The sequence below is a fragment of the Mesorhizobium sp. M1329 genome, from assembly GCF_040318035.1.
GTDB lineage: Bacteria > Pseudomonadota > Alphaproteobacteria > Rhizobiales > Rhizobiaceae > Mesorhizobium.
The window spans coordinates 66364-93286 of sequence record NZ_JAMYLN010000027.1; the positions used below are offsets into that span (position 1 = coordinate 66364).

A 26923-nucleotide genomic window follows, 5' to 3' on the forward strand; every position below is an offset into this window, starting at 1 on the left:
ATGACGGCTGACCATGACAGCTGAAACAACACGCGCGGACGTGCAGGGCGCCAGGCAGGGCGCGGCGATGGCGGCCGTGCATGTGATTCGCCGGCTACGCGAAGCCGGCGACTGGCAGCGCGAGATGGAGGGTATTCTCCAAACGCTGTGCGAAGCCATGGATTGTCACCGCGGCATCCTGTTTCGCCTGCGCGAACTGCCAGGCCAGGGCTTCGCCCAGTCGGTCGCCGCTTATTGGATTGCCCCCCGGTTTGGCGGCGAACTGGCGTCACCGACAGTCATCGTGCAGTCGGTCGTCGATTCGGACCCATTGCTGGAACGGCTGGCGGAGGACGAGCGTCAAGGCAAGATCTTCGCCGGGCACACACGCGATCTCGAAGGCTTTCTGCGGACGGATTTCGAAAAGCAGAACATCAAGTCGTTCCTGTCGGTGTCGGTCTTTTCGCATGGTAATTTGTGGGGCACGCTGGCGGTCAACGACTGCATCCACGAACGCGAATGGACCGACCAGGAAGAGGCGGCGCTGCACATGGTGGCACTCGCCATCGGCGATGCCATCGAACGGTCGCCCTCCGACGCGCATGCCAGCGACGTCATTCGCCGCACCATGCTGCAGGCCTCGCTCGACGCCATCATCGTCATCGACGAGACCGGCTCGATCATCGAATTCAATCCGGCCGCCGAGAAGATGTTCGGCTATCGGCGCAGCGATATCCTCGGCAAGGACCTGCTCGATACGGTCGTGCCGGAATATTACCGCAAGGGCTATGCGTCGGGTGCCGAATACATGTCGGGCCGCGGCGCGCCGATGGTCGGCCAACGGCTTGAAACGGTCACCCAGAATGCCGCCGGTGAGGTTTTTCCGATCGAGCTGACCGCAACCGAGATGCGCGTCGCCGATCGCCAGCTGATCTTCGGCTCCATCCGCGACCTGCGCGACAAGTTGCGGGCTGAGGAGGAAATCAACCGCCAGCGCGAAAAACTGCACCAGAACGAGAAGATGGCGGCAATGGGCTCGCTGCTTGCCGGCGTTTCGCACGAGCTCAACAATCCGCTGGCCGTGGTTGTCGCCCAGTCGACGCTGCTGCACGAATTCGCCGCCGATCCGCAGACCAAGGTGCGCGCCGAAAAGGTGCGCGCCGCTGCCGAGCGCTGCGGCCGTATCGTCAAAAGCTTCCTGTCGATGGTCCGCCTGCACCCGGCGGCACAGGCCGAAACCGATCTCAACCAGGTGATCCGCGCCGCACTCGAAGTGACCGCCTATGGTGCACGGTCGAGCGGCATCATCATCGACACCGATTTCGCCAGCGGTCCGCTGCTGGCCATGGCCGATGCCGACCACGTGACGCAGGTGGCCGCCAACTTCCTCATCAACAGCCAGCACGCCTTGGCCGGCGTTGCCGGCGACCGCCGGATCAAGGTCCGGACCTTTCGCAGCGACCGCGGCAATCCCGGATTCTCGGTCGAGGACAACGGACCAGGCGTGCCGGAAGCGATACGCTCACGCATATTCGAATCCTATTTCACCACCAAGCCGGTCGGCGTCGGTACCGGCATCGGTCTGTCGATCTCGAAATCGATCATCGAGCGGCACAATGGCAATATCTGGTTCGAGGAGGTTTCGCCGAGAGGTGTGCGTTTTGTCGTGCAGCTGCCGGCGATCGCTGCCGGCGCGGCCGCCGCCGGCGAAGCTCCGTCGCGGTCGAGCGGCTTGCGTCACGCGCTGATCATAGACGATGAGCCGGATGTCGCGGCGTCGCTGTCCGATATTCTGGAACTGATGGGCATCAAGTCGCGGATTGTGCCGGCCTGGGTCTCGGCCGCCGCGACGCTGAGCGGCCATGTGCCGCCGGACATCGTGTTTTCCGATTTGCGCATGCCCGGTACCAGCGGCATAGCCGCCTATCGCGAGCTACTCGCCGAAATGCCGGGTCTGGCGCGGCGCTTCGTGCTTGTCACCGGCGATCTGATCGGCGCGAAAGGCGAGATCGAGGCGCTGCCGGCGCAGCAGCGGCCGCCAATCCTCGAAAAACCGTTCAGCACGCTGGATGTGCGCGGCGTGCTCTCGGCCATTGCCGAGCAGGCCGCTCTGGGCGGCTAGACTCCGCGATCTCCCCCCGGAAGAAAAAAGGCTCCCGGCCGACATTGCGGCGGGAGCCTGACTGGAGTGCTGGAGGGCGCTCGCAAAAAATCAAAAAACGTTCGGCGTATCAGCCAGCGGGGCGGCATTGGCGATCATGCGGACCGGTCGTGCCTTGCCCGACTGGGCAGCGATGACGCGCAGGCAATCCAGGCTCTCGGCGCCCCAGGCCTGCCCCTTGCAGGCAAAATCTATCTCCGGCATCGCCAGGCGCGCCGTCTTGGTGGTGGTTATCGCGCCATCGATGAGGTTGGCCGGCGGGTTTAGTGAGGCGAAGGCCGGACCGACGGTCGGCGTCAACGCCATGCCGGCAAATGCGGCAGCCGCCAACAGCATGAACATCGCCATTGGATGATCACTGGCGCGCTGGCGCAGCGCCAGCTTCGGGCGCCGGTCGTTACGCTGGGGACCCTGCTGGCGAAGGTCGGTATCGGTGATCTGGATTTTCGTAGGCATCGTCGTTTCCTTCGGTCTTCTTCTTTTCCCTGTTGAAACGAACTTAATCGCACCTTGTAACCGGCCAACGATGATGGATTAACGATTGTGTAACCGGCATGAAACCAAGCCCGCGGCCATTCCCGGGCAAACCGATCAGGCGTAGCTGGCAGCACCGGTGGCATTCCGTGGTCGTTTTCCGCTACCCACGGCACCAGATCCACGTCGCCTTTCCAGGCCCACGGAGCGTCGGGCGCTCAACAAGCGTAAGGGGATTAACGTCTGGAATTCCCGGGATTTTCCCGGCTTCGATCGTTCGGACGCGGCTCTCAAATCTCGCTCGATTTCTCGTCAAGAATTCGCTCCATTTTCGCAAGCCATTGCATTTCAATGGAAAATATGCTTTTATTGAACGAGCATTCAATAACTAAAGAGCTTTTATGAACCCGCATCTGCGTGACGTGGCAATCCCCAACGATTGGGATCGGCGGGGCCTGCCGGGCTGGAGCTATCATTCCGACGCCTTGCTCGAGCTCGAGAAAGAGCACGTCTTCCGCAACCATTGGCAGATCGCCGGCCATGTCTGCGACGTGCCCAACGCCGGCGACTATCTGACGATGGATGTGGTTGGCGAGCGGGCGCTCGTCGTGCGCGGCAAGGATGGCGTTGTGCGCGCTTTCAACAATATGTGCCGCCACCGCGGCAGTCGCGTCGTTGCCGACAGCCAGGGCACTTGCAAGAATGCGCTGGTCTGCCCCTTTCATGGCTGGGTCTACAATCTCGACGGCACGCTGCGCGGCGCTGCCCGTCCGCGTTCCTTCCCCGACCTCGACAAGACCGAATTCGGCCTGATGCCGCTCGAGCTCGAAATCTGGATGGGCTTCATCTTCATCCGCTTCCGCAAGGGCGGCCCTCAGCCATCGGTGGCCGAGCTGTTGAAGCCGATCGAAGCCGAGATTGCCCATTACGGCGTCGCCGAGATGGTGCCGTCCTGGGGCATCTGGACCCAAAAGACGCCGGTCAACTGGAAGTCCGTGCGCGACGTCGACAATGAAGGCTACCACGTCGCCATGGCGCATCCGGCGCTGCAGGATCTTTACGGCGCGACCTATTTCGACGAGCCGTTCGTCAACGGCGTGTCGCGCTCGTTCGCCACGTACAACCCGCATGCCGGACGGCGCTGGAGCGTCGCGCAATATATCAAGCTCGCACCCGAGGCAAAGCACCTGCCGAAGCACCTGCGCAAGGCCTGGATCTACTACGGCATCTTCCCGAACAACGCGCTGTCGATCATGCCGGAATCGGTGCAGTTCTATCAGGAATTCCCGCTGTCGACGGGTGAGACGCTGCTGCGCGGCGCCATCTACCGCTATCGCGACGAGACCAGGGAGCAGGCGGCTGCCCGCTACCTATCCTACCGGATCGACCGCGACACGCTGGCCGAAGATGTGCAGCTTTCGATATGGTCCAACGAATCCATGCTGTCCGAAGCCTTCGGAGGTTTTTACTTCTCCGATCTCGAATATGGCGTGCGCACCCACCACGACCATTTGCGCAAGCAAATTCCCGTGCTCGGATTGGAGACCGCGCCCGAGGAGAAGGATATGTGGGCACTCAACGAGGCGCTCAGATCACGCTCCTGACGCCCTGGTCCTCAGGCCCAAATGGCGACGGGAATGCCGAAACGATCGGCGAGCGGCGGATCCGGAAACGGCATTGCCTCGCCTCTGGCAATGCGTCCGGCAACCAGCATAATCGCCGCGGCATCGAGGAAATCGTCGGCGGCCGCGCCGCGCGGCGGCGCCTGGTCGAGAAAATCCTGGCTATAACCATGCCGGGCAAGCAGCGCCTTGCGTTCGGCCATGCCGGCCGGATTGATGTTGCCCCTGATCTTCTTTGGCAGGCGCATCGCCCGGTCGCCGTTCAGTTTACAGAAGGCAACTTCCGGATGCGATTCGAAGACGCGGCTGCGCAGTCCGGGGCGCGCGATCAGCAGCGAATCGATCTCGCGGATCTTGGCGAAGATGCCGAAGGCCTGGATCGAGACACCGCGCGGCGGATCTGAGGTCGTCTTGGCTACCTCACTTGCCTTGCGATGTGCGGCGTACCAGGCGTCGACCGTGGTGTAGGCTTCGACCTCCGCGTAGAGCGCGGCGCGGGAGGGGATGGCAAAGACACTGGACTGCCGGGCTCCAAGCAGCGGCCGCACCAGCGCCTCCGGGCCGCGACCGCCTTTTTGGGAGAAATCGGGCAGGCCGATTGGCATATCGACCGCTACTATCGCATCGGCGGGCAGTTGGTCGAGCAACGCCGCAAAGCTTGGGAAAACAGCTGTCGACGGTGCCGCACCGGGATCGCGGCGGACGGCAATCCAGCCGGCCTTGCAACCGTCGACGCCGACAAGGGTAACATCCGCGGGCACAACATCGTCGGGCGCAACATCCTGGCGCGCGGCGTCTTCGGCCTGCGTCACGCTCGGCGGTCCCGTTCCGGATGCAGGAGATGGCGAAGCTGCACCATCGCCATCGGGTGCGACAGGCTCTGGGCATCGGTCTCGAGCTGCAATTCGTCGCCGCCGCGCTTGGCGGTGCGCGCCAGGATCTCGTAGACCGCCGCGGTGGTCGATTGCAGCGCCTTGGCCGCCGGCTGGCCGGACAGGATCCGCGCCAGGTAGACGGCCGCCGTCAGGTCGCCGAGCCCATTCGGCGGCTTGTCGATGAGCCGGTGTTCGGCAAGCAGTGCCTCTCTGCCGGCGAGCAGCAAATTGCCGGTACCGCCGGCCATCATCGCTGGTGCCGAAGTGACCAGCATGGCCGGTGGGCCGGCTTGCAGGGCTGCAGCCATTGCCGATTTCAGGTCGGGCAGCGGCGCTCCGGCCATCCATTCCAGCTCGTAGCGGTTGGGCGTGGCGATATCGGCGATCGGCATCAGCCGGTCGCGCATGGCGATTGCGGTCGGCTCAGGTACGTAGAGCCCGCCCGAATCGCCCATCACCGGGTCGCAGATATATAGGGCGTCCGGCGTCTTCGCCTTGACCGCGCCGACCAGCGAAGCGACGACTTCGGCCTGGCCAGCCTCGCCGAGATAGCCGGACAGCACGGCGCCGACCTCGCCCAGCCACGGTGCTCGCTCGAGGTCGGCCATCAGCGCCTTGAACTGGTCCAGCGGCGGCACGATGCGGGTGGCCCGGCCATGGCCCGGATGCCAGGGCAGAATGACGGTCGGCACCGCCCAAACCGGAAAGCCGAGCGTCTCCAGCGCAAAGACGGCGGCACGGTTGCCGACCGAGCCACGTGCGACATGGCTGGAGACGACGATGACCGCGCGCGGCGCGTCGGCTTTTTCGGCACTCATTGATTTTTCCTAACCGCCCCTGGTGACGAAAAGCACGAGCCAGATCAACAGGCCGATGGCAATAAGCAAGCCCGCTGCCCGACCGATGCGGGTGCCCCAGTATTCGATCGGATCCGACCGGTCGGCATCGGCCGCGGTGACGTGGTCGCGCGCACCTCTGGCTGTTCGTGCGAAGAACGAGGTGCCGCCCGGGTCGGTCTCGCGCGCCACCCGTTCGATGATGCGGCGCGATTCCGCGTCGCTGTCGTGGCGTTTCGCCATGGTGATGTCCCGTTTCATGCCGAGCTTAACCCTTTCGCCTCGTCTGTCACAGGGCCCGACGGTGAATGGCAGAAACCAGTAACACTTCTCGGCCGAAGTCGTTTTCTTACGCAAGGATTGTGCTAATGCTTCGCCTGCCAATGCTATCGAGGGGACCTTATCATGCTTGCCCAGCGCCTTTCTTCACCGCCAATCTTCCGTAATTTAGCTGCATTCCTGGTCATGGCCGTCATGCTGCCGCTGCTTGCCGGCTGCGGCTACAACACCATCCCGACGGCTGAGGAAAACGCCAAGGCAGCATGGAGCGAGGTGTTGAATCAATACCAGCGCCGCGCCGATCTCATCCCCAATCTGGTCAACACGGTCAAGGGCTACGCCGCGCACGAGAAGGATACGCTCGATGCTGTGGTCGAAGCGCGCGCCAAGGCGACGCAGGTGACCGTGACGCCGGAAACGCTGAACAATCCGGAAGCCTTCAAGAAATTTCAGGACAGCCAGGCCGGCCTGACCAGCGCGCTGTCGCGCCTGCTGGCAGTGGTGGAGAACTATCCCGATCTCAAGGCCAACCAGAACTTTTTGGCGCTGCAAGCACAACTCGAAGGCACCGAGAACCGCATCACGGTCGCCCGCCGCGACTATATCCAGGCAGTGAGAGAGTACAATCTGACGCTAAGGACCTTCCCGTCGGTGATCTGGGCGACCTTGTGGTTCCGCGGCAACCAGCCGTTTGCGAATTTCACCATCGAGGAGGATAAGATGCAGCCGCCGAAGGTCGATTTCGGCACCAACACCACGCAAGGCGGGTGAACGGCGCCTGTTGAGCCTGGGCCTGTTGGCCTTGTATTCCGTCGCGCCCCCCTCTGTCCTGCCGGCCATCTCCCCACAGAGGGGGATGGGAAGAAACGCCGGCCTGATTTTTTTTGGCTTCGTTCTAACCTTTCTCCTCCTCCCGCTCACCGCCCTTGCCGCCGAGCTGCCGGCGCTGACCGGACGGGTTGTCGATGGTGCCGGCATCATCGATGCCGCGACCGAGGCGGCGCTGACGCAGAAGCTTGCCGATTTCGAGACCAAGGGTTCCGACCAGATCGTCGTCGCGACCATTCCCAGCCTCGACGGTGAAGAGATCGAGCCTTACGCCAACCGGCTGTTCCGCGCCTGGAAACTCGGCCAGGCGAAGGAGAACAACGGCGTCCTGCTTCTGGTGGCGCCGAACGACCGCAAGATGCGCATCGAGGTCGGCTATGGGCTGGAAGGCACGCTGACCGACCTGCACACCAAGCTGATCATCGAAAACGACATGGTGCCGGCCTTCCGTGCCGGCGATTTCTCAGGCGGCATCAGCAAGGCCGTCGACGACATGATCATGGTGCTGGAAGGCAATCCCGAAGAACTGGAGGCGCGCGGCGAGCGCAACCAGCAGCCGCCGTTCAACAGCGACGATCTGTTCTTCACGATCTTCATAGCCATCTGGGCAATCATCTTTTTCGGCGGCCTCGCAGCCTCCATCCTGCCGCCGATCTTCGGCCAGAAGATCGGTCCCGGCCGCTATCGCTGGCTGGGCATGACCTTCGAGCCAAACCGGCGGTCGTCCAGCGGCTGGTCGGGAGGTTCCGGCGGGGGATGGTCGTCGGGTTCAAGCGGTGGCGGGTTTTCCGGCGGCGGCGGTTCGTCCGGCGGCGGCGGCTCTTCGGGAAGTTGGTGACGAGATGACAAGACACGCCATCAGCCCGGTGGAATCCGGCCGTTTCATCAAAATGATCGGCACCGCGCTTATGGCCATGGCTGTGCTGCTGGTCGGCTTCGCGGCTTTCGCGGCCGAGCTGCCGGCGCTGACCGGACGGGTTGTCGACAATGCCGGCATCATCGATGCCGCGACCGAGGCGGCGCTGACGCAGAAGCTTGCCGAGTTCGAGACCAAGGGTTCCGACCAGATCGTCGTCGCGACCATCCCCAGCCTCGACGGCGAGGAAATCGAGCCTTACGCCAACCGGCTGTTCCGCGCCTGGAAACTCGGCCAGGCCAAGGAGAACAACGGCGTCCTGCTTCTGGTGGCGCCGAACGACCGCAAGATGCGCATCGAGGTCGGCTATGGGCTGGAAGGCACGCTGACGGACCTGCACACCAAGCTGATTATCGAAAACGACATGGTGCCGGCCTTCCGTGCCGGCGATTTCTCCGGCGGCATCAGCAAGGCCGTCGATGACATGATCATGGTGCTGGAAGGCAATCCCGAAGAACTGGAGGCGCGCGGCAAGCGCAATCCGGCGAATGACAATCCTGTCGATCCCATCTTGATGCTGTTCGTCGTCCTCTGGGCGACGATGTTCTTCGGCGGCTTGGCGATGGCGTTCCTGCCGCCGATCTTCGGCACGAAACTCTCGCCGGGCGTGTACAAATGGCTGGGCATGACGTTCCGCTACGGCCGTGGGCCAGGTTCGTCACCCTCCGGTGGCGGTGGCTGGACGTCGGGGACCTCGTCCGGCAGTGGCTGGTCGTCTGGAAGTTCCGGCAGCGGTTGGTCGTCCGGAAGTTCCGGCGGCGGGTTTTCAGGCGGCGGCGGTTCGTCCGGCGGCGGCGGTTCTTCAGGAAGCTGGTGAGACATCAATCATGGCAACACGACCGATCAGCCCCGAGGATCATGAGCGCATCGCCGATGCGATCCGCGCTGCCGAATCAAAGACCGACGGCGAGATCTACTGCGTCGTGGCGCACGCCAGCGACGGCTATTTCTTCCCGGCCGCTTTCATGGCGATGCTCGGCATGCTCGTCGTCAGTCTCGGCGTTGGTTACGGGCTGGAAGCCTGGTGGCTGTCGATCCGCTTGCCGCATTTCGTCATCGCCGAGTTTCTGGCGCTTGCCAGTGTGCTCATCCTGTTGTGGGCATTGCCCGCATTGCGCATCCATTTGGTGCCGAGGCGGCTGCGCTACCAGGCCGCCCACGCCAATGCGATGAAGCAGTTCCTCGCCCGCAACGTCCACCGCACCACGGCGCGCACCGGCGTGCTGGTGTTCGTCTCCATCGCCGAGCGCTACGCCGAGGTGGTCGCCGACAGCGGCATCGATTCTCGTGTCGGCCAGCAAGTCTGGGACAGTGTCGTCCGCGACCTTACGGCGCATGCCGGCGACGATCGGCTTGCCGAGGGCTTCGTCAAGGCGATCGAAGCGGTCGGCGCGGTACTGGCCGAGCATTTTCCGGTCTCGACCGGCGACAGCAACGAACTGGACGACCATCTGGTCGAGATTTGATCTCGCCAAAAGCGGTTTCGCAGCGTCTCAAGGACGCACCGTCCGGCTGTGTGAAAGCATCGCGGCGGCTGACCGGACTCTTGCAATCGGGCGCAGCGGGTTTATGGTTAACCAATCATGAATACGCTGAGCATCGACATCAGGAAAGCCGAACCGCGCGATGCAGCCGCCATCGCCGACGTGCATCTCGAGGCCTGGCGCGGCGCCTATTCGGGCATCATCCCGCACCGCACGCTGACATCGATGATCAACCGCCGTGGCGCCGACTGGTGGGCGAATGCCATTCGCCGCGCCGCCACCGTCCTGGTCGTCGAAATCGGCGGCAAAATTGCCGGCTACGCGACGATCGGCAAGAACCGCGCCCGCGAACTCAGGCAGCAGGGCGAGATCTACGAACTTTACCTGCGGCCGGAATATCAAGGCATCGGGCTCGGCAGCCGGCTGTTCTCGGCCGCACGGGCACGGCTCGCCGACCATGGCCTGAAGGGCATGGTGGTGTGGGCGCTGGAAGACAATCAGAACGCACTTGCCTTCTATGCCGGCGCCGGTGGCCGCGATGTTGCCGAGGGCGTCGAGATCTTCGAGCAGAAAGCGCTGAAGAAGGTCGCTTTCGTCTGGGAATGACGGCCAGCGCATGATCCGGCCGGTTTCGGTTCGGACGATCTCCCCTGTACCATTCGCCGCATTGCACCATTCGCCGCCGCCCGCTATCGATCTCAAATCGAGAGAGGGATAGAAGCGAATGCGTATCGAAGCGATTGCCAGCGGAAAGAACCCACCCGAGGACATCAACGTCATTATCGAGGTGCCGATCGGCGGCGAGCCGATCAAGTACGAGATGGACAAGGAAGCCGGCACGCTGTTCGTCGATCGCTTCCTGCACACGTCGATGCGCTATCCCGGCAATTACGGTTTCGTACCGCATACGCTGTCGGGCGACGGCGATCCGATCGACGTGCTGGTCTGCAACACGCGCGCGCTGGTGCCGGGCTGCGTCATCAATGTGCGGCCGATCGGCGTCCTGGTGATGGAGGACAATGCCGGCCAGGACGAGAAAGTCATCGCGGTGCCTTCGCCCAAGCTGACCTTGCGCTATGAGGACGTTCACGAATACACGCAATTGCCCGACATTACCCGCCAGCAAGTGCAGCACTTCTTCGAGCACTACAAGGATCTCGAACCCGGCAAATGGGTCAAGATCGAGGGCTGGTACGACGCCGCCTATGCCAAGAAGATGATCGTCGAGGCAATCGAGCGGGCCAAGCGCAAGTAATTAACGGGCGCAAATAATCAGTTATCGACGCGGCCGAAATCGGGTGTGTTGCCGATCACCACACGCTTGTCCTTGCCGCAGGCGAAGGTGCGTGCCTTCTCGTCGGCAAGCTTGCGCGCCTGATCGTTGGCGGCGGGATTGCCGGTGGCGAGCACAAGGGCGATCGTGCAGCCTTCGTGGGCGTCAGGCTGGGCAACCTTGGCGACGATCAGCACTTCCGTCGACTTGTTCTCGCCCTCGCTATCGCTGATCGAGCGACGATGGATGACCGCGAAAGGGACGACAGTTTTGCCGTTGGTTTCGATACGCCACTCAACTTTGGGTCCAGCCGAATTGAGACCGGAAAAGCTTTCCCAGACCGTGGTCATATCGCCAGGTGGAAAGCCGTAGAACAGCGATTCCCGCGCATCGTCGTAGGAAACCATCACCGGGTAGCCGCCATAGCCGGAACAGGCGAGGTCGGCCCAGTCGCCGTCGCCTTCCTCCGCCTGGGCATAGGTCACGCAGTCCTTCTCCCAGACGAGATCGGTATAGACGCTGGATATGTCGCCAGCCCGGGCGGCATTGCAGAAGCCAGCGAAGGCAAATGGGATCAAAAGAGCGCGCATGGCGGACAACTCCGTTCGGGCTGCCGCAGCGTACCGTCAAATTTAGCGGCAGCCTAGACGAAGTCAGGCTGCTCACAGTGATCCGGTAAATGGAACGCTATTTCTTCAGGCTTGCCTCGATCAGAAGGTCGGCGTTGCGGGCCACCGACTGCGCTGGTCCGCCGACACCGAACAACTGGCCGCTGATATAGGCGCCCTCGATCAGCAGCAGCAGCCCGTCACCCAGCGTCTCGGCATCGCCGGCGCCCATCGCCGCCGCCATGGCACGCAGGCGCCGGCGCAATTCCTGCTTGTTGGCCTCGCTCACGACGCGGGCCGGATGGCCATGTTCGGGATATTCGACCGCGGCATTGGTCATGCCGCAGCCGCGATAGTCGGGCCTTTGCGTGCGCTTGCCGACACGCGTCAGGAAGGCGACGATCTGCGCGCGCGGATCGCCGGGATGGGCATCCACCGCCTCGTCGAAACGCTCCCAGAATTCGAGGTCATAGTGCCGGAGATAGGATGCGGCCAGCTCATCCTTGGACGGGAAGCTGCGGTAGAGGCTGGGCTTGGTGACGCCGGCACGCCGCACGATCTCATCGACGCCGATCGCCCTGATCCCTTGCCTATAGAACAGGTCGCGCGCCACCTGGAGGATCCGTTCGGCGGCGCGAGGCGGCGGTGCGTCATTCGCCTTGATCGTTGGTTCAATGCTTTTCATGCCTGGTCTGCCGATTGCCTGGTTGACAATGTTACCGGTCGGTACGTATGTTTCGCGCTCCTGCAACGTACCGGTCAGTAACATGATAGCTCAATCCCGCCCGTTTGGCCAGCGCTACGCTTTCGTCGTGGTCGCCGTCATCTTCCTCTGCCTGCTCATCGCGGCGGGCCTGCGTTCGGCGCCGGCAGTCATGATGCTGCCGCTGGAGAACAGTTTCGGCTGGCGGCGCGACGTCGTCTCGCTGGCGGCGGCCACCGGCATCTTCCTCTATGGCCTGACCGGGCCCTTTGCCGCAGCGCTGATGGAGCGGATCGGGCTGCGCCGCACATTGCTTGCCGCGCTGCTTTTGATGTCCGGATCGACCGCGCTCAGCCTGCTGATGACCAAGCCATGGCATCTGCTCCTCACCTGGGGCGTGTTTTCCGGCATCAGTTCGGGCGCTGTCGCCACCGTGCTCGGCGCGACCATCGTCAACCGCTGGTTCAAGACCAATCGCGGCCTGGTGATGGGACTGATGTCGGCCTCCAGCGCCACCGGGCTGCTGGTCTTCCTGCCGCTGCTCGCCTCGCTCGCCCAGTCGGGCGGCTGGAAGCCGGTCGCCATTGCCATTGCCGTGGCCACCGCCGCCTTGGTGCCGCTGGTTTACATGCTGGTGCCGGAGCGCCCGGGCTCGATCGGCATGGTCCGCTATGGTGCCGAGCTCGACGACGTGCCGCCGGCGCCGCCGGCCGCGCAAGGCAATTTCCTCGCGCATACACTGAGCACGTTGCGCCGAGCTGCCGGTACGCGCGTGTTCTGGTACCTGTTCGCCACCTTCTTTGTTTGCGGCTTCACCACCAACGGGTTGGTCGGCACGCATCTGATCGCCTTTTGCGGCGACATGGGCATCGGCGAAGTGCAGGCCGCAGGCCTGCTGTCGATGATGGGCATCTTCGATCTTATCGGCACGACGCTGTCGGGCTGGCTCACCGACCGTTTCGACCCGCGCAAGCTGCTCGGCGTCTATTACGGCATTCGCGGCCTGTCGCTGATCTATCTGCCCTATTCCGGCTTCTCGGCGACCAGCCTGATCATCTTCGCCGTGTTTTACGGACTGGACTGGATCGCCACCGTGCCGCCGACGCTGCGGCTTTCCAACGAGGCGTTCGGCGACCGCAGCGGGCCGATCGTCTTCGGCTGGATCGTCGCCGGCCATCAGGTCGGTGCGGCGACGGCGGCCTTTTTCGGCGGCACCATGCGCGAGCTGCAAGGCAACTACGAGCTTGCCTTCCTGATCGCCGGCATGACGGCGATAGCCGCCGCCTGCATCTCGCTGCTGATCAACACCAGCCGCCCAGCGTTTGATCTGGAACCGCAGGCGGCTTGAGCTGCGACGGCTGAGCGCTAATCTCCCCCTTGAGGGAGGAGATGGCCGCGAAGCGGCCAGAGGGGGTCGGTCCGACCGGGCCCGGCCCCGTATAGCAGATGCAGAAGGTCGGCGCTTCACGCGAGATGACCCCCCTCTGTCGCCTTCGGCGAGATCTCCCCCTCAAGAGGGAGATTCGCCAGCCTGTTCACTGTTATCAAACCTTCATCGTTTCGAAATGTGCCTGAAACATTGAAGCTGGAGCTTGGCGGCGACGTTCAACGCCATCCAGGAGACAGCCATGAACAAGATTTCGATGACGCGGCGCGCTTTCGTCACGTCGGCCAGCGCCGTTGGCCTGGTCGGCGCGTCGGGCCTCGCCCTTCCCTATTACTCGCGCGCCAATCAGCGCCCGGCTTTTACCCATGGCATCCAGTCCGGCGACATCGACGCTACCAGCGGCATGGTCTGGACGCGCACCGACCGGCCATCGCGCGTCATGTTCGAAGTGTCGTCGACGGAAAGCTTCGCCAATGCCGTCCGCCTGGCGCCGCTCGATACCTCGCCGGCCAGCGATTATACGGTGAAGCGGCTGCTCACCGATCTCGCCTCCGACCAGGACATCTTCTACCGCATGGTCGCGGCCGATCTTTCCGACATCAACGCCGTTTCCGAGCCGATCGTCGGCCGCTTCCGCACGGCACCTGCCTCGAAGCGCGACATTCGTTTCGCCTGGTCCGGCGACACCGCCGGCCAAGGCTGGGGCATCGACGACACCGGCATGAAGACCTACGCCACCATTGCCAAGCACACGCCCGACTTCTTCCTGCATTCGGGCGATACGATCTATGCCGATGGCGCGATGAAGGACGAGGTCGACCTGCCCAATGGCGGCAAGTGGAAAAACACAGTGCTGATCGACGAGAAGCGCAAGGTTGCCGAGACGCTGGACGAATACCGGGCGCAGTGGAAATACAACATGATGGACAAGAACGTTCTTGCGCTCAGCGCCATCTGCCCGACTTTCTATCAGTGGGACGACCATGAGGTGCTGAACAACTGGTCGGACTCGAAGGACCTGTCGGCCGACGACCGCTACACCGAAAAGTCAATCCATGTGCTTGCGGCACGTGCGGCGCGCGCCTTCCACGAGATGACGACCATCCGCTACGAACCGTCGGAGCCCGGCCGCGTCTACCGCAAGATCGCCTATGGTCCGCTGCTCGACGTGTTCTTCCTCGACATGCGTTCCTACCGCGGCCCCAACGGTTCGGACATGCAGGAGACGATGACGCCTGAATCGCGCATCCTCGGCGAACAGCAGATCAAATGGTTGAAGCGCGAGCTGGCAAATTCCAACGCGACGTGGAAAATCATCGCCGCCGATATGCCGCTCGGCCTCGTGGTCTGGAATGACGGTACCAAGAAGGTCGGGGCCGAGGCAGTCAGCAATGGCGACAATGGCCCGGCCAAGGGGCGCGAGCTGGAAATTGCCGACCTTCTTCGCTATATAAAGAATGCGGGCATCAGTAACACCGTCTGGCTCACCGCAGACGTGCATTACACAGCCGCGCATTACTACAATCCGGACAAGGCGCAGTTCCAGGACTTCAACCCGTTTTGGGAATTCGTTTCGGGTCCGATCCATTCCGGCACGTTCGGGCCTAATGGTTTCGACATGACGTTCGGCCCGGAGTTGAAGTTCATAAAGGCACCGACGGCCGAACAGGGTCAAAACCTGCCGCCGTCGGCCGGCCTGCAGTTCTTCGGGCTCGTCGACATCGATGGCGCCACCGAGCAGTTGACGGTGCGGCTGATGGATCGCGACGACAGCGAACTCTACAAGGTCACGCTCGATCCAGTGCGGTCGGCGTGAGCGACTGCGCCACTACCCTCGGGCTAGCCCGAGGGTAGGACGTGTATCAATCGGGATAGCAGACGACGGGAATGTTGGGCCAGACGGCGCTGTCGCATCCGGCATTTTGCTGCCGCTGCTTGAAGGCGGCGCTGACCGGCCCGGTCACCACCGAATCGACGCCATCGGGAGCATCGGCAAAAAGCTGCTCCGCCGACCGCTTGTCGGACGGCAAAGCAGTCCGCGTCTCCTTGAACGACGCCGCCGACTGCGCCGCGCCTGCCGCGAGGAGGACGGCGAGTGCGGTACATGCCAAAATCGGCCGGAGTCTGATGCCTGCGTCGATCATGAAATTCGAACTGCCCGGACCATGAAAGGTTCCGCCTTGGTTAATAATTCCACTTCACACCAAGACATTTAAGATTTGGTGACTTTATTTGGTGGCTCGCCTCCTCTTTCGCAATTGCGAAAAACCCTGTATGAGCCGCCCAACCGAAAGAGGCAGCGCCTTTTGGCCTGCTGCCTGCAACGCTCCCGAGACCAAAACATGAAAATCCGCAATATCGCGATCATCGCGCACGTCGACCATGGAAAAACCACCCTCGTCGACCAGCTTCTGAAACAGTCCGGCTCGTTCCGCGACAACCAGCGCGTCGCCGAGCGCGCCATGGATTCGAACGATCTCGAAAAGGAACGCGGCATCACCATCCTGGCCAAGGCGACCTCTGTCGACTGGAAGGATACCCGCATCAACATCGTCGACACGCCCGGCCACGCCGACTTCGGCGGCGAGGTCGAGCGCATCCTGTCGATGGTGGATTCGGCCATCGTGCTGGTCGACGCCGCCGAGGGGCCGATGCCGCAGACCAAATTCGTCGTTGGCAAGGCGCTCAAGGTCGGACTGAAGCCTATCGTCGTCATCAACAAGATCGACCGGCCGGATGCCCGCCACGTCGAAGTGGTCAACGAGGTGTTCGACCTGTTTGCGGCGCTTGACGCGACCGACGAGCAGCTCGACTTCCCGATCCTTTACGGTTCAGGCCGCGACGGCTGGGTCTCGGAAAACCCCGAAGGTCCGAAGGACCAGGCTCTGGCGCCGCTGTTCGACCTCGTCATCAAGCACGTACCGGCGCCGACCGTGCATCCCGGCCCGTTCCGCATGATCGGCACCATTCTGGAAGCCAATCCGTTCCTCGGCCGCATCATCACCGGCCGTATCGAATCCGGCACGCTGAAATCCAACCAGGCGGTCAAGGTGCTGCACCATGACGGCACCCAGGTCGAAACCGGCCGCATCTCGAAGATCCTCGCTTTCCGCGGGCTGGAGCGCCAGCCGATCGACGAAGCGCAGGCGGGCGACATCGTCGCCATCGCCGGCTTGTCGAAAGGCACTGTCGCCGACACGTTCTGCGACCTGTCGGTGACCGAGCCGCTGCACGCGCAGCCGATCGATCCGCCGACAGTGACGATGTCGTTCCTGGTCAACGATTCACCGCTGGCCGGCACCGAGGGCGACAAGGTGACCAGCCGCGTCATCCGCGACCGCCTGCTGCGCGAGGCCGAAGGCAATGTCGCGCTGAAGATCGAGGAATCGTCGGACAAGGATTCGTTTTTCGTCTCCGGCCGCGGCGAATTGCAGCTGGCCGTGCTGATCGAGACGATGCGCCGCGAAGGTTTTGAGATCGCCGTGTCGCGGCCGCGCGTCGTCATGCAGAAGGGCGAGAACGGCGAATTGCTGGAGCCGGTCGAGGAAGTCGTCATCGACGTCGACGAGGAGCATGCCGGCGTCGTCGTGCAGAAGATGTCGGAGCGCAAGGCCGAGATGGTCGAACTGCGCCCGTCGGGCGGCAATCGCCAGCGCATCGTCTTCCACGCGCCGACGCGCGGCCTGATCGGCTACCAGTCGGAGCTGCTGACCGACACGCGCGGTACCGCTGTCATGAACCGGCTGTTCCATGCCTATGAACCCTACAAGGGCGAATTGCCGGGCCGCACCAACGGCGTGCTGATCTCCAACGAACAGGGTGAATCGGTGGCTTACGCCATGTGGAACCTGGAAGACCGCGGCCCGATGGTCATCGACCCCGGCGTCAAGGTCTATCAGGGCATGATCATCGGCATCCATTCCAGGGACAACGACCTCGAAGTCAACGTGCTGAAGGGCAAGAAGCTGACCAACATCCGCGCCGCCGGCAAGGACGAGGCGGTGAAGCTGACGCCGCCGATCCGCATGACGCTGGAACGCGCGCTGGCCTGGATCCAGGACGACGAGCTGGTCGAAGTGACGCCGAAGACCATCCGCCTGCGCAAGCTCTATCTCGACCCGAACGAGCGCAAGCGTTTTGAGAAGTCGGCGAAAGTGGTCGGTGCGGCATAAGCCACTTTTCTCAGCAATTATGAGGGAGGGAGCACGTGCGTGCTTCCTCCCTTTATCTTATCCGCCGGCAGCCGCGATAATGCTGTCCCGGTCTGGTTCGCCAGACAGGTGGATGCGGATCGCCGTTTCCGCCCGGGCTGGCCTGCGCAAGGCTTTGGCCCCGTCCGGACCAACCACCAGCAATCGCTTCTCTTCCCAAGCCTGAAGCCGCGATCGCGAGACACCGAGTTCGCTGGCCAGCAACCGGTCGAGCCGCAAGGCTGTCGACATTTCGAGCCAGAGCTGAAGTTCGAGAGCGCTGATGTTTTCCGGCCTATCCCCGAGCAACTGCTTATGAACGATGGCTTCAGGAAACTCCTCAACGCGCCCGATCCTGCTTCGCAGTGCGGCAACATCGAAAGCATGGCGCCGCGCCAGGACCGGATCGTTGCTTTCGAGCGCCTGCAATATTGCCGGTTCGATGTCGCGGCGGCTGCAGCGCTCCAGAATGCCGAAATTCCAGGAATTGTCGCAGTCGATGCAGCGGTAGATCAACCAGGCGTCAATGCGTTTGCCATTGGCGTTGACGCGGAATTTGCCGCTGCAGCGATAGGCTTTCAGGCCGCCGCAGCGATTGCAGTTGAGGTGAGGTCGAGGTGCGGTTTTGGGCGCGATCGCCCAGCGGATACGCAGTATCGAAGGCATGCCGAAAAGCCCTTCCCGTCGGGAAGTTCGTCAGATCGGCGATGTCGAGATGCCCATGCGGGCACGGCGTGGCGAGAGACTGCGGCAGTTGAAATCAGGTGTCGCGGGTGGTTATGCGCGACAGCGGTTCAGCAGTGCCAAACCGGTCTCGAACCGCCACCCTGAGGAACACATGATGTGAAAACAGGCACCGCGACTGCGACGCCCTGCTCTGTGCTGGGGGAGTTGACGAGACCGGCGGTTACGTAGGCAAAATGAAGCTCGAAATGATGTCGGGACGATATTTCTAGCCGCGAGGCGCCTGGCCGACAAGGCTTGTTTCGGTGGACGCTACCGTCGCCGGAACAGTTGGGTTATGTTGAACGACCCAAAAATTTCAAACGAGATCCGCGTCATGCATTTCACATCGCTGCTGATTTTTGCCGGCGCCCTGCTTGTTGCCGCCGGCTCGCCCGGCCCATCGATCGCCGCTCTTGTGGCGCGGGTCATCGCAAAGGGGTTTCGCGACGTGTTTCCGTTCCTGGTTGCCATGTGGATCGGCGAAGCGATCTGGCTGTCACTGGCGGTGTTCGGCCTCGCCGTGGTGGCGCAGACGTTCCACTTCGCCTTTGTCGTCGTGAAATGGGTTGGCGTCGTCTATCTCGCCTGGCTTGCCTGGAAGATGTGGACGGCACCGGTCGAGGCCAAGGAAGGCACGCTGCCGCGCGAAGATCCGCCCGCTAAGCTGTTCTTTGCCGGCATGGCGGTGACGCTCGGCAACCCCAAGATCATGATGTTCTATCTGGCGCTGCTGCCGACCATCATCGACCTCGGTTCGGTCAGCATGGTCGGCTGGGTCGAGCTGACGGCGACCATGGCCGTGGTCCTGGTCGCCATCGATTTGACATGGGTGCTCGCCGCATCGCAGGCGCGCAAGCTCTTGAGGAGCAAGCGGGCGATGAAGATCGCCAACCGCATCAGCGCCGGCACCATGGCCGGCGCTGCGGCGGCGATCGCCGCGCGGTCTTGAGCCGGCGTCAACCCATTTCGATTATCGGTGCGATCTCGACGCTGAAACCCGGGTCCTTCAAGATAGGACAATCCTTGGCTTTGCCTACGGCATCGTCGATGTCTTTTGCTTCGATGATGGTGTAACCGGCGGTCGGATTGCTGCCGCCATTGTTCTCGACCTTGCCGCCGGGCAGCAGGGTCTTCGACATGCCGACTGGATTGCCACCGTCGACCACGGCTGAGCCAAGCTTGCCGTACCAGCCGTTCCAGGCATCCATCGCTGCCTTCCGTTCGGCCTCCTCGGTCGGCATCTTGCCCGAGCCGTGATAGACGTAGAGAAATTTCGCCATGTTCTCCTCCTTTGATCGGCGGCATCGAACCGGCACGCGGTCATGCCGCATGCCGATCATCGGACCAAACCGGCAAACAAGCAACGAGAATGCGAAGTAGCTAATATAATGTGCGGTTGGATCCCACCAGCGGCGCCCTATCGCGCCATCGCGTGGTATTCATCGTTCGGCCGCATATCGATCGCCGATGCCAGCCGGTTCGACATGTTGAAGAACGCCGCGGTCGAGGCGACGTCCCAGATGTCGCGGTCGGAAAAGCCAACTTGCCGCAGCGCCGCTCGGTCCGCTTCGACGATCTTTGCCGGCTGTCCGGTCAGCTTCACCGCGAATTCGAGCATGGCGCGCTGTCTGTCCGACAGCTTGGCGGCGCGAAAATTCATCACCATCATCTCGCCGAAGGCCGGGTCGCCGGAAAGCTGGCGCACCGCCGCGCCATGTGCAACCAGGCAATAATAGCAATGGTTGACCGACGAGACGGCCACCGCGATCATCTCTCGCTCCAGCTTCGACAGGCCGGATTCACCCAGCATCAAATCATTGTACATGTCGGTGAAAGCCCGCAACTTCTTCTCGTCGAACGCGTAGGCGAGTAGCACATTGGGGACGAGGCCGAGTTTCTCCTGGCATTTGGCGAAATAGGCCTTGGTCGCTTCGCTCAGCTCCGCCGGTGCGAGGTCAAGCGCGGTAATTTTGTCCATCATCATGGCGGATTTCTCCTCGTTTTTCGCCAGCCTGCCTGTGAATTCCGACATTTCGTCGCAAGCGGTCAAACCTTTGTCGCCAAATATCCGTCATCTGCTACGATAGTTGTAAAAACATGACGGGAGGGAATTAGCTCATGGCCGGCCTGAAATCCGCAAGCCAGTTGAAAAAGATGCGTGCGGCCAAGGGTAGCGAAAAGCCCGGCAGGCTTGCCGACTACCTGCTGGCCCGAGCTCCGGCCGAAGATGTCGCCGCCTACGACGTCATCGATCTCGAACGCGCTGCCGAACTCGCCGGCCGCGCCGTCGCCAGGCACAAGAAGGATGACTGCGTCGTTGCCATAGACGTCGATTCCGGTGTCGTCCGCCAGGGTCGGCCGATGACGGTGATCACCGTCGTCAACGACAACATGCCGTTCCTGTTCGATTCCGTCCTCGGCGAGATCACCGAGGGCGCCGGCGAGCCGCTGCTGGTTACCCACCCGGTCATAGTCGTCAGGCACGGCAAGAACGGCGTCGAGGAAATCCTCGGCGATGGCGGTTATGCCAAGGGCGACCACAGCCATGACCGGCTGAGCGTCATCCATGTCCATATCGGCCGCCTTTCAGCCGAGCAGGCCGAAGGCCTGGCCGCACGCCTGACCAAGCTGCTCGGCCAAGTGCGCGCCGCCGTCATCGACTGGAAGCCGATGCTTGCCCGCCTCGACCAGGCGATCTCGGAATTCCGCTACTCGCCGGTGCCGCTGGACAAGGCCCATGTCACCGAGGCGATCGCCTTCCTCGAATGGCTGCGCGACGACAATTTCACCTTCCTCGGCATGCGCGAGTTCAATTACACTGGCGGCGAGAAGAGCGGCATGCTCGAGCGCGCCGAAAAGCCCGGCCTCGGCATCCTTTCCGATCCCGACGTGCTGGTGCTCAGGCGCGGCACCGAAGCGGTGAGCACGACGCCGGAGATCCGCGCCTTCCTGCATGGGCCGGAACCGCTGATCGTCACCAAGGCCAACGCCAAGTCATCGGTGCACCGCCGCATCTACCTCGACTACATCGGCGTCAAGACCTACACCGGCAAAGGCGTGCTTTCAGGCGAGCTCCGCATCGTCGGCCTGTTCACCTCGACTGCCTATACGCGCTCGGTGATGAAAATCCCCTATCTTCGCTCGAAGGCGGAAACCGTCATTGCCAAATCCGGCTTCAATCCAGGCGACCACTCCGGCAAGGCATTGATCAACGTGCTGGAGAGCTATCCGCGCGACGAGCTGTTCCAGGTTCCGGTGCCGATCCTGCGCAAGCATGCCGAAGCCATCCTAGGCTTGATCGAGCGGCCGCGCGTCAGGGCATTGGTGCGTGTCGACCAGTTCGACCGCTTCGTCTCCGTGCTCGTCTTCGTGCCGCGCGACCGCTACGACAGCGTCGTGCGCGAGAAGATCGGCACCTATCTGAAGACCGTCTTCGAAGGCCGGCTGTCGGCCTATTATCCGGCCTTCCCGGAAGGCGGGCTCGCGCGCGTCCATTTCATCATCGGCCGCTCCGGCGGCAAGACGCCGAAGGTCGAGCAGGCGACGATCGAGGCGGCGATCCGCGACATCGTACGGACCTGGGACGATGCATTGCGCGAGACCGCGACCGAGACCGGCGCCGATGCGAGACTCACGGCCATCGCCTCGCGTTTTTCGGAAAGTTATCGCGACAGTTTTCCGCCGGGCGTGGCGCTGGCCGACGCCGGGCGCATCGCCAAGCTCGATGCGTCAAATCCGATCGCCATCGACTATTACCGTCACGCCGCCCAGAAGCCGCATCAGGCGGCGCTGAAGATCTATCACCATGGCAGCCCGGTGGCGCTGTCGCGGCGCGTGCCCGTGCTGGAAAACATCGGTTTCCGCGTCATCAGCGAGCGCACTTTCGAGGTCGGCGACAATCAATCCGGCATGGTCTTCATCCACGACATGGAACTCGAGAACAGCTACGGCACGCCGATCGACCTCGGCAATGGCGGCGCGCTGTTCGAGGATGCGTTCCTTTCCGTCTGGCGCGGCGATGTCGACAATGACGGCTATAACGGCCTTGCCCAGACTGCCGGCCTGTGGTCGGGCGAGATCACCGTCCTGCGCGCCTATGGCCGCTATCTGCAGCAGGCCGGTATCCCGCAGAGCCAGGATTTCATCGCCGCCGCGCTCAACCGTTATCCCGAGATCGCCCGCGGCCTGCATGCGCTGTTCGTCGCCCGCCTCGGCCCGACGGCTGAAACGGAAGGCGTCGTTCAAGCCAAACATCTGAAGGCCAAGATCACGGATGCGCTGGAAGACGTTCCCAACATCGACGACGACACCATCATCCGCCGTTATCTGAACCTGATCGAAGCCTCGCTGCGCACCAATCATTTCGTTGCCGATACGAAAGAGAAAGGCCAATCACTGGCGATCAAGCTCGATTCGCAATCGGTCGACGGGCTACCGGCGCCGCGGCCATGGCGGGAGATCTTCGTCTACGGCTCCGAGGTCGAGGGCGTGCATCTGCGCTTCGGCCCGGTTGCGCGTGGCGGCCTGCGCTGGTCGGACCGTGCCCAGGACTATCGCACCGAGGTGCTCGGCCTGGTCAAGGCACAGCAGGTCAAGAATGCGGTGATCGTGCCGGTTGGCGCCAAGGGTGGCTTCTATCCGAAAAAACTGCCGATGAGCGCCGGGCGCGACGCCATTTTCGAGGCCGGCACGGCCGCCTACAAGAACTACGTCTCCAGCCTGTTGTCGATCACCGACAATATCGGGCTGGACGGCGTCATACCGCCGGCCGGCGTGGTTAGGCGCGACCAGGATGATCCGTATTTCGTCGTCGCCGCCGACAAGGGTACGGCGACCTTCTCGGACACCGCCAACGCCATCAGCGAAAGGCACGGCTTCTGGCTCGACGACGCTTTCGCCAGCGGCGGTTCGGCCGGATACGACCACAAGAAGATGGGCATCACCGCGAAGGGCGCCTGGGAAGCAGTCAAGCGGCATTTCCGCGAGATGAACCGCGACATCCAAACCACGCCGTTCACTGTCGTCGGCGTCGGCGACATGTCGGGCGACGTGTTCGGCAACGGCATGCTGCTGTCGGAGCAGACCCGGCTGATAGCCGCCTTCGATCATCGCGACATCTTCATCGATCCCGATCCCGACATGGCGGCTTCGATGGCCGAGCGCCGGCGTATGTTCGCTCTCGCCCGTTCAAGCTGGCAGGATTACGACAAGACGAAGCTGTCCGAAGGTGGCATAATCGTCTCGCGCAGCCAGAAGTCGATCACCTTGCCGGCGGCCGCGGCTGCAGCGATCGGCCTCGGCAAGACAACGGCCACGCCGGTCGAGATCATGAGTGCCATTCTCAAGGCGCCGGCAGACCTTTTGTGGTTTGGCGGCATCGGCACCTATGTCAGGGCATCGGGCGAGACCAACCAGGACGTCGGCGACCGTGCCAATGACGCGATCCGCATCACCGCGCTCGACCTGAGTGCCAAGGTCATCGGTGAGGGGGCCAATCTCGGCGTCACGCAGCGGGCGCGCATCGAATTCGGATTGAATGGCGGCCGCTGCAATTCAGATGCGATCGACAATTCGGGCGGCGTGAATTGCTCCGACGTCGAGGTCAACATCAAGATCGCGCTGGCTTCCGCCATGCGCAAGGGATCTTTGACCCGGCCGGCGCGCAACAAATTGCTGGCCGAGATGACCGATGAGGTCAGCGCCCTGGTGCTGTCCAACAATTACCAGCAGACATTGGCGCTGTCCCTTGCCCGTAAACGCGGCCTCGCCGACATCGCCCATCAGAGCCGCTTCATGGCGGCGCTCGAGGCGCGCGGGCTGCTCGACCGTGCCGTCGAGACGCTGCCGTCGCCGGCGGCGCTTGCCGAGCGCGCAGCGCGCGGCGAGCCGCTGACCCGGGCCGAGCTCGGCGTGCTGCTTGCCTATGCCAAGATCGTGCTGTTTTCCGATATCGTCGCCAGCGACGTGCCGGACGATCCGCATTTCGACCGCGACCTGATGGGTTACTTTCCCGACCGCATGGCGAAGAAATATGCGGGAGAAATCCACGGCCATCAGCTGCGCCGCGAGATCATCGCCCGTGTCGTCGCCAATGATCTGGTCAATCGCGGCGGTCCGTCCTTCGTCAACAGGCTGCAGGAAGCGACCGGGCGCAGTGCCGCCGATGTCGTGCGCACCTTCGCCGTGGTGCGGGATGGCTTTGCGCTGCCGGCGCTCTACCGGCAGATCGACGCGCTCGACAATCAGATCGACGGACAGATCCAGCTCGACCTCTATCAGGCGGTCAGCCGGCTGATCTATGTGACCAGCGGCTGGTACCTGAAGAACGATGCCGGCACCGCACCGCTCGGGCAGCGGATCGCCGAGTTGCAGGATGCGCGCAAGGCGCTGGAGCCGAAGCTCATTTCGCTGCTGCCGGCCTTCTCGCGCGAGCGGATCGAGGAGCGGCGGCACAGCCTGTCGAAGGGCGGCGCGCCCGAGAGCCTTGCCGAGCAACTGGCGTTGACCGATGTGGCGGAACTCATCCCCGACATTGCGCTGACGGCGCGGACGGCAAATGCCGGCATCGTCGCTGCCGCCAAGGCGTTTTTTGCAGTCAGCGATGTCTTCCGCATCCCACGCGTCGAAGATGCGGCGCGCTCGATCATGCCCTCGGATTATTACGATCAGCTGGCGCTTTCCCGCGCCACCGACACGATCGGCGCGGCCAGGCGCGGCATCGCCGTGGCGGCACTCACCAGTCATGCCGAGACGGCGGATCCGGTGACAGCATGGCTGGAGGCCGGCGGCGAACGGGTCGGACGCATCCGCGAGCGGCTGCAGGCGCTGACCGAGGGCGGTGACATCACCGTGTCGCGGCTGTCGGTGGCGTCCGGCCTGATGAGCGACCTGACAGGGCTGTGAGACGTCTTCACACCACACGGGATTGCCCGGAAGGACTGCGCTATAGAGCAAATGGCGCGCTGCTTTGGGGAGCGCCGGAGCATGATCCCAAAAAGTGACGATCGGCTTTTGGACAAGATCGTGCTCAACAAGAAGACGGAGCGCCATTCCGATTCGATCGGCATTGAGCAAGCTCCAGCGGAGGGGACATGGCTGAGATGGCAGTGCAGCGAGCATCGGGACGCGGCATCTGGGGATGGATGCTGTTCGACTGGGCGGCACAGCCGTTTTTTACGGTCGTCACCACCTTCATCTTCGGTCCTTATTTCGTCTCGCGCATGGCCAGCAATCCGGAGACCGGGCAAGCGGCCTGGGGCTACGGCATTGCCGCCGCCGGCGTTGTCATTGCCGTTTTGTCGCCGGTGCTCGGGTCGATCGCCGATCAGACCGGACCACGCAAACCGTGGATAGCCTTCTTCGCCGCGGTCAAGATCACCTGCCTCACCCTGCTGTGGTTCGCCGCGCCCGGCTCTAATCTTTTTCTGGTCGTGGCCTTGTTCTCGCTGGCGTCGGTCGCGGCGGAATTCTCGACCGTGTTCAATGATTCGATGATGCCGCGCCTGGTGCCGAAGAGCGACATCGGCAGGATCTCGAACATGGCCTGGGGGCTCGGCTATCTCGGCGGCATGATCGCACTGATCTTCGTCGTTACCGTCATGGCCGGCTCGCCTGAAACCGGCAAGACCGTCGTTGGGCTCGACCCGATCTTCGGCCTCGACCCCAGGCTAGGCGAGGACGCACGCGCCACCGGACCGTTGTCGGCGGCCTGGTATTTCCTGTTCATTCTGCCGATGTTCTTCTTCACGCCTGATGCGATCAAAGGCATTCCAATCGGGCCGGCGGTACGCGAGGGCCTGTCGGAACTGAAGTCGACGCTGGCCGAAGTGCGCAAGCGCAGCGGCATTTTTCGCTTTCTCGTCGCCCGCATGATCTATCAGGACGGCGTCAACGCGCTGCTGGCGCTAGGCGGAACGTTTGCGGCGGCGATGTTCCATTGGTCGATTACCGAGATCGGCCTGTTCGGCATCATCCTCAACGTCGTTGCCATCATCGGCTGCCTGGTTGCCGCACGCCTCGACACAGCACTGGGTTCCAAGACCATAGTGATGATTTCGCTTGTCATGCTGAGCGTTGCCACGATCGGCATCGTCTCGACCGGACCTGGCTATACGCTCTTCGGCGCCTGGGTGATGCCCGGACTGGATGGCGGCGGATTGTTCGGCACGGCGGCGGAAAAGGCCTATATTTTCTACGGCCTGCTGATCGGGCTTGCCTTCGGGCCGGTCCAGGCATCGTCGCGCTCCTATATGGCGCGCAGCGTCACAGCAGCCGAATCGGGGCGCTATTTCGGCATCTATGCGCTGGCCGGCCGGGCAACGAGTTTTGCCGCACCCTTCATGGTGGCCACGATCACCCTGGCCAGCGGCTCGGCGCGGCTCGGCATGGCGGCGATCGTGCTGTTCCTCGGCGCCGGCATGGCGATCCTGATCGGCACGCCCTATCCGGCGGATCGGCCGGCGGAGTGAGCTGCTCTTCCCCTCTCCCACAAGGGGAAGCTATCGCATTCACACATCTGGGTTGCGCTTTGCGGCGAAGCTCGATTCTATTTCGGCCGGAAAAGCCGAAGGAGGGTTGAATGA

General features: G+C 62.9%; 24 protein-coding genes. 14 read left to right on the forward strand and 10 right to left on the reverse strand.

Annotated elements, in window-relative coordinates:
* Nucleotides 1-13: 13 nt before the first annotated feature.
* Nucleotides 14-2101: a PAS domain S-box protein gene (locus tag NKH21_RS24225; RefSeq protein ID WP_352867974.1), complete on the forward strand. Its 2088-nt coding sequence runs from the start codon at nucleotides 14-16 to the stop codon at nucleotides 2099-2101.
* A gap of 90 nt (nucleotides 2102-2191) precedes the next feature.
* On the opposite strand, the gene NKH21_RS24230 is transcribed toward NKH21_RS24225, so the two are convergent.
* Entirely contained in the window at nucleotides 2192-2596 is a 405-nt protein-coding gene (locus NKH21_RS24230) for a hypothetical protein (protein WP_352670435.1), read from the reverse strand.
* A 419-nt stretch (nucleotides 2597-3015) separates the two neighbouring features.
* Between NKH21_RS24230 and NKH21_RS24235 the strand changes: the two genes are divergently transcribed.
* Nucleotides 3016-4218, forward strand: coding sequence for an aromatic ring-hydroxylating oxygenase subunit alpha (locus NKH21_RS24235; protein WP_352670432.1), 1203 nt, complete (start codon nucleotides 3016-3018; stop codon nucleotides 4216-4218).
* Nucleotides 4219-4229: 11 nt separating this feature from the next.
* Here the strand turns inward: NKH21_RS24235 and NKH21_RS24240 are convergent, their stop codons facing one another.
* From NKH21_RS24240 to NKH21_RS24250, 3 genes are read right to left on the reverse strand one after another with little or no spacing between them, the layout of a single operon-like run.
* Complete coding sequence (locus NKH21_RS24240; RefSeq protein WP_352670471.1) at nucleotides 4230-4997, reverse strand: DUF429 domain-containing protein; 768 nt, start codon at nucleotides 4995-4997, stop codon at nucleotides 4230-4232.
* A 47-nt stretch (nucleotides 4998-5044) separates the two neighbouring features.
* Nucleotides 5045-5929 carry a pyridoxal kinase PdxY gene (gene pdxY, locus NKH21_RS24245; RefSeq protein WP_352670430.1) on the reverse strand — a complete coding sequence of 295 codons (885 nt, stop codon included), beginning with the start codon at nucleotides 5927-5929 and terminating at the stop codon, nucleotides 5045-5047.
* A 9-nt stretch (nucleotides 5930-5938) separates the two neighbouring features.
* On the reverse strand, nucleotides 5939-6190 hold the full coding sequence (locus NKH21_RS24250; RefSeq protein WP_352670469.1) for a hypothetical protein: 252 nt from the start codon (nucleotides 6188-6190) through the stop codon (nucleotides 5939-5941).
* A gap of 162 nt (nucleotides 6191-6352) precedes the next feature.
* Here NKH21_RS24250 and NKH21_RS24255 point away from each other — a divergent pair, with 162 nt between their 5' ends.
* The 6 genes from NKH21_RS24255 to ppa all read left to right on the forward strand — a co-directional run bounded on the left by NKH21_RS24255 (nucleotide 6353) and on the right by ppa (nucleotide 10709).
* Nucleotides 6353-6997, forward strand: coding sequence for a LemA family protein (locus tag NKH21_RS24255; RefSeq protein WP_352470713.1), 645 nt, complete (start codon nucleotides 6353-6355; stop codon nucleotides 6995-6997).
* Between the two features lie 85 nt (nucleotides 6998-7082).
* On the forward strand, nucleotides 7083-7892 hold the full coding sequence (locus NKH21_RS24260; RefSeq protein WP_352670428.1) for a TPM domain-containing protein: 810 nt from the start codon (nucleotides 7083-7085) through the stop codon (nucleotides 7890-7892).
* Between the two features lie 52 nt (nucleotides 7893-7944).
* The gene (locus tag NKH21_RS24265; protein ID WP_352868012.1) at nucleotides 7945-8787 is read left to right on the forward strand and encodes a TPM domain-containing protein; all 843 of its coding nucleotides are present in this window, start codon (nucleotides 7945-7947) and stop codon (nucleotides 8785-8787) included.
* Nucleotides 8788-8797: 10 nt separating this feature from the next.
* Nucleotides 8798-9436, forward strand: a complete 639-nt coding sequence (locus tag NKH21_RS24270; RefSeq protein WP_352867979.1) for a TPM domain-containing protein — start codon at nucleotides 8798-8800, stop codon at nucleotides 9434-9436.
* Between the two features lie 117 nt (nucleotides 9437-9553).
* Nucleotides 9554-10060 (forward strand): GNAT family N-acetyltransferase, encoded by a 507-nt coding sequence (locus NKH21_RS24275; protein WP_023678138.1) that lies wholly within the window; start codon nucleotides 9554-9556, stop codon nucleotides 10058-10060.
* A 118-nt stretch (nucleotides 10061-10178) separates the two neighbouring features.
* Entirely contained in the window at nucleotides 10179-10709 is a 531-nt protein-coding gene (gene ppa / locus NKH21_RS24280; RefSeq protein ID WP_352867982.1) for an inorganic diphosphatase, read from the forward strand.
* 17 nt (nucleotides 10710-10726) lie between these two features.
* Here ppa and NKH21_RS24285 read toward each other — a convergent pair whose 3' ends face one another.
* Nucleotides 10727-11317, reverse strand: coding sequence for a hypothetical protein (locus NKH21_RS24285; protein WP_292664338.1), 591 nt, complete (start codon nucleotides 11315-11317; stop codon nucleotides 10727-10729).
* A 97-nt stretch (nucleotides 11318-11414) separates the two neighbouring features.
* The gene (locus NKH21_RS24290; RefSeq protein ID WP_352867985.1) at nucleotides 11415-12020 is read right to left on the reverse strand and encodes a TetR/AcrR family transcriptional regulator; all 606 of its coding nucleotides are present in this window, start codon (nucleotides 12018-12020) and stop codon (nucleotides 11415-11417) included.
* An 82-nt stretch (nucleotides 12021-12102) separates the two neighbouring features.
* Between NKH21_RS24290 and NKH21_RS24295 the strand changes: the two genes are divergently transcribed.
* Nucleotides 12103-13386 carry an MFS transporter gene (locus NKH21_RS24295; RefSeq protein WP_352867988.1) on the forward strand — a complete coding sequence of 428 codons (1284 nt, stop codon included), beginning with the start codon at nucleotides 12103-12105 and terminating at the stop codon, nucleotides 13384-13386.
* A gap of 280 nt (nucleotides 13387-13666) precedes the next feature.
* Nucleotides 13667-15241, forward strand: coding sequence for an alkaline phosphatase D family protein (locus NKH21_RS24300; RefSeq protein ID WP_352867990.1), 1575 nt, complete (start codon nucleotides 13667-13669; stop codon nucleotides 15239-15241).
* 46 nt (nucleotides 15242-15287) lie between these two features.
* Here NKH21_RS24300 and NKH21_RS24305 read toward each other — a convergent pair whose 3' ends face one another.
* On the reverse strand, nucleotides 15288-15569 hold the full coding sequence (locus NKH21_RS24305; RefSeq protein ID WP_352718336.1) for a hypothetical protein: 282 nt from the start codon (nucleotides 15567-15569) through the stop codon (nucleotides 15288-15290).
* A 198-nt stretch (nucleotides 15570-15767) separates the two neighbouring features.
* Here NKH21_RS24305 and typA point away from each other — a divergent pair, with 198 nt between their 5' ends.
* Nucleotides 15768-17597 (forward strand): translational GTPase TypA, encoded by a 1830-nt coding sequence (typA, locus tag NKH21_RS24310; RefSeq protein ID WP_352867993.1) that lies wholly within the window; start codon nucleotides 15768-15770, stop codon nucleotides 17595-17597.
* 57 nt (nucleotides 17598-17654) lie between these two features.
* On the opposite strand, the gene NKH21_RS24315 is transcribed toward typA, so the two are convergent.
* Nucleotides 17655-18281 (reverse strand): DUF1062 domain-containing protein, encoded by a 627-nt coding sequence (locus tag NKH21_RS24315; RefSeq protein ID WP_352867996.1) that lies wholly within the window; start codon nucleotides 18279-18281, stop codon nucleotides 17655-17657.
* A 394-nt stretch (nucleotides 18282-18675) separates the two neighbouring features.
* Here NKH21_RS24315 and NKH21_RS24320 point away from each other — a divergent pair, with 394 nt between their 5' ends.
* Nucleotides 18676-19290 carry a LysE family translocator gene (locus NKH21_RS24320; RefSeq protein WP_352867999.1) on the forward strand — a complete coding sequence of 205 codons (615 nt, stop codon included), beginning with the start codon at nucleotides 18676-18678 and terminating at the stop codon, nucleotides 19288-19290.
* Nucleotides 19291-19297: 7 nt separating this feature from the next.
* Here the strand turns inward: NKH21_RS24320 and NKH21_RS24325 are convergent, their stop codons facing one another.
* Together NKH21_RS24325 and NKH21_RS24330 are read right to left on the reverse strand one after the other, a co-directional pair.
* The gene (locus NKH21_RS24325) at nucleotides 19298-19621 is read right to left on the reverse strand and encodes a YciI family protein (protein ID WP_352868002.1); all 324 of its coding nucleotides are present in this window, start codon (nucleotides 19619-19621) and stop codon (nucleotides 19298-19300) included.
* 137 nt (nucleotides 19622-19758) lie between these two features.
* Nucleotides 19759-20322, reverse strand: coding sequence for a peroxidase-related enzyme (locus NKH21_RS24330; RefSeq protein WP_352868014.1), 564 nt, complete (start codon nucleotides 20320-20322; stop codon nucleotides 19759-19761).
* Nucleotides 20323-20459: 137 nt separating this feature from the next.
* Here NKH21_RS24330 and NKH21_RS24335 point away from each other — a divergent pair, with 137 nt between their 5' ends.
* Nucleotides 20460-25244 carry an NAD-glutamate dehydrogenase gene (locus NKH21_RS24335; protein WP_352868005.1) on the forward strand — a complete coding sequence of 1595 codons (4785 nt, stop codon included), beginning with the start codon at nucleotides 20460-20462 and terminating at the stop codon, nucleotides 25242-25244.
* Nucleotides 25245-25432: 188 nt separating this feature from the next.
* A complete protein-coding gene (locus NKH21_RS24340) occupies nucleotides 25433-26809 on the forward strand; it encodes an MFS transporter (protein WP_352670394.1) in 1377 nt (458 codons plus the stop codon).
* Nucleotides 26810-26923: the final 114 nt, after the last annotated feature.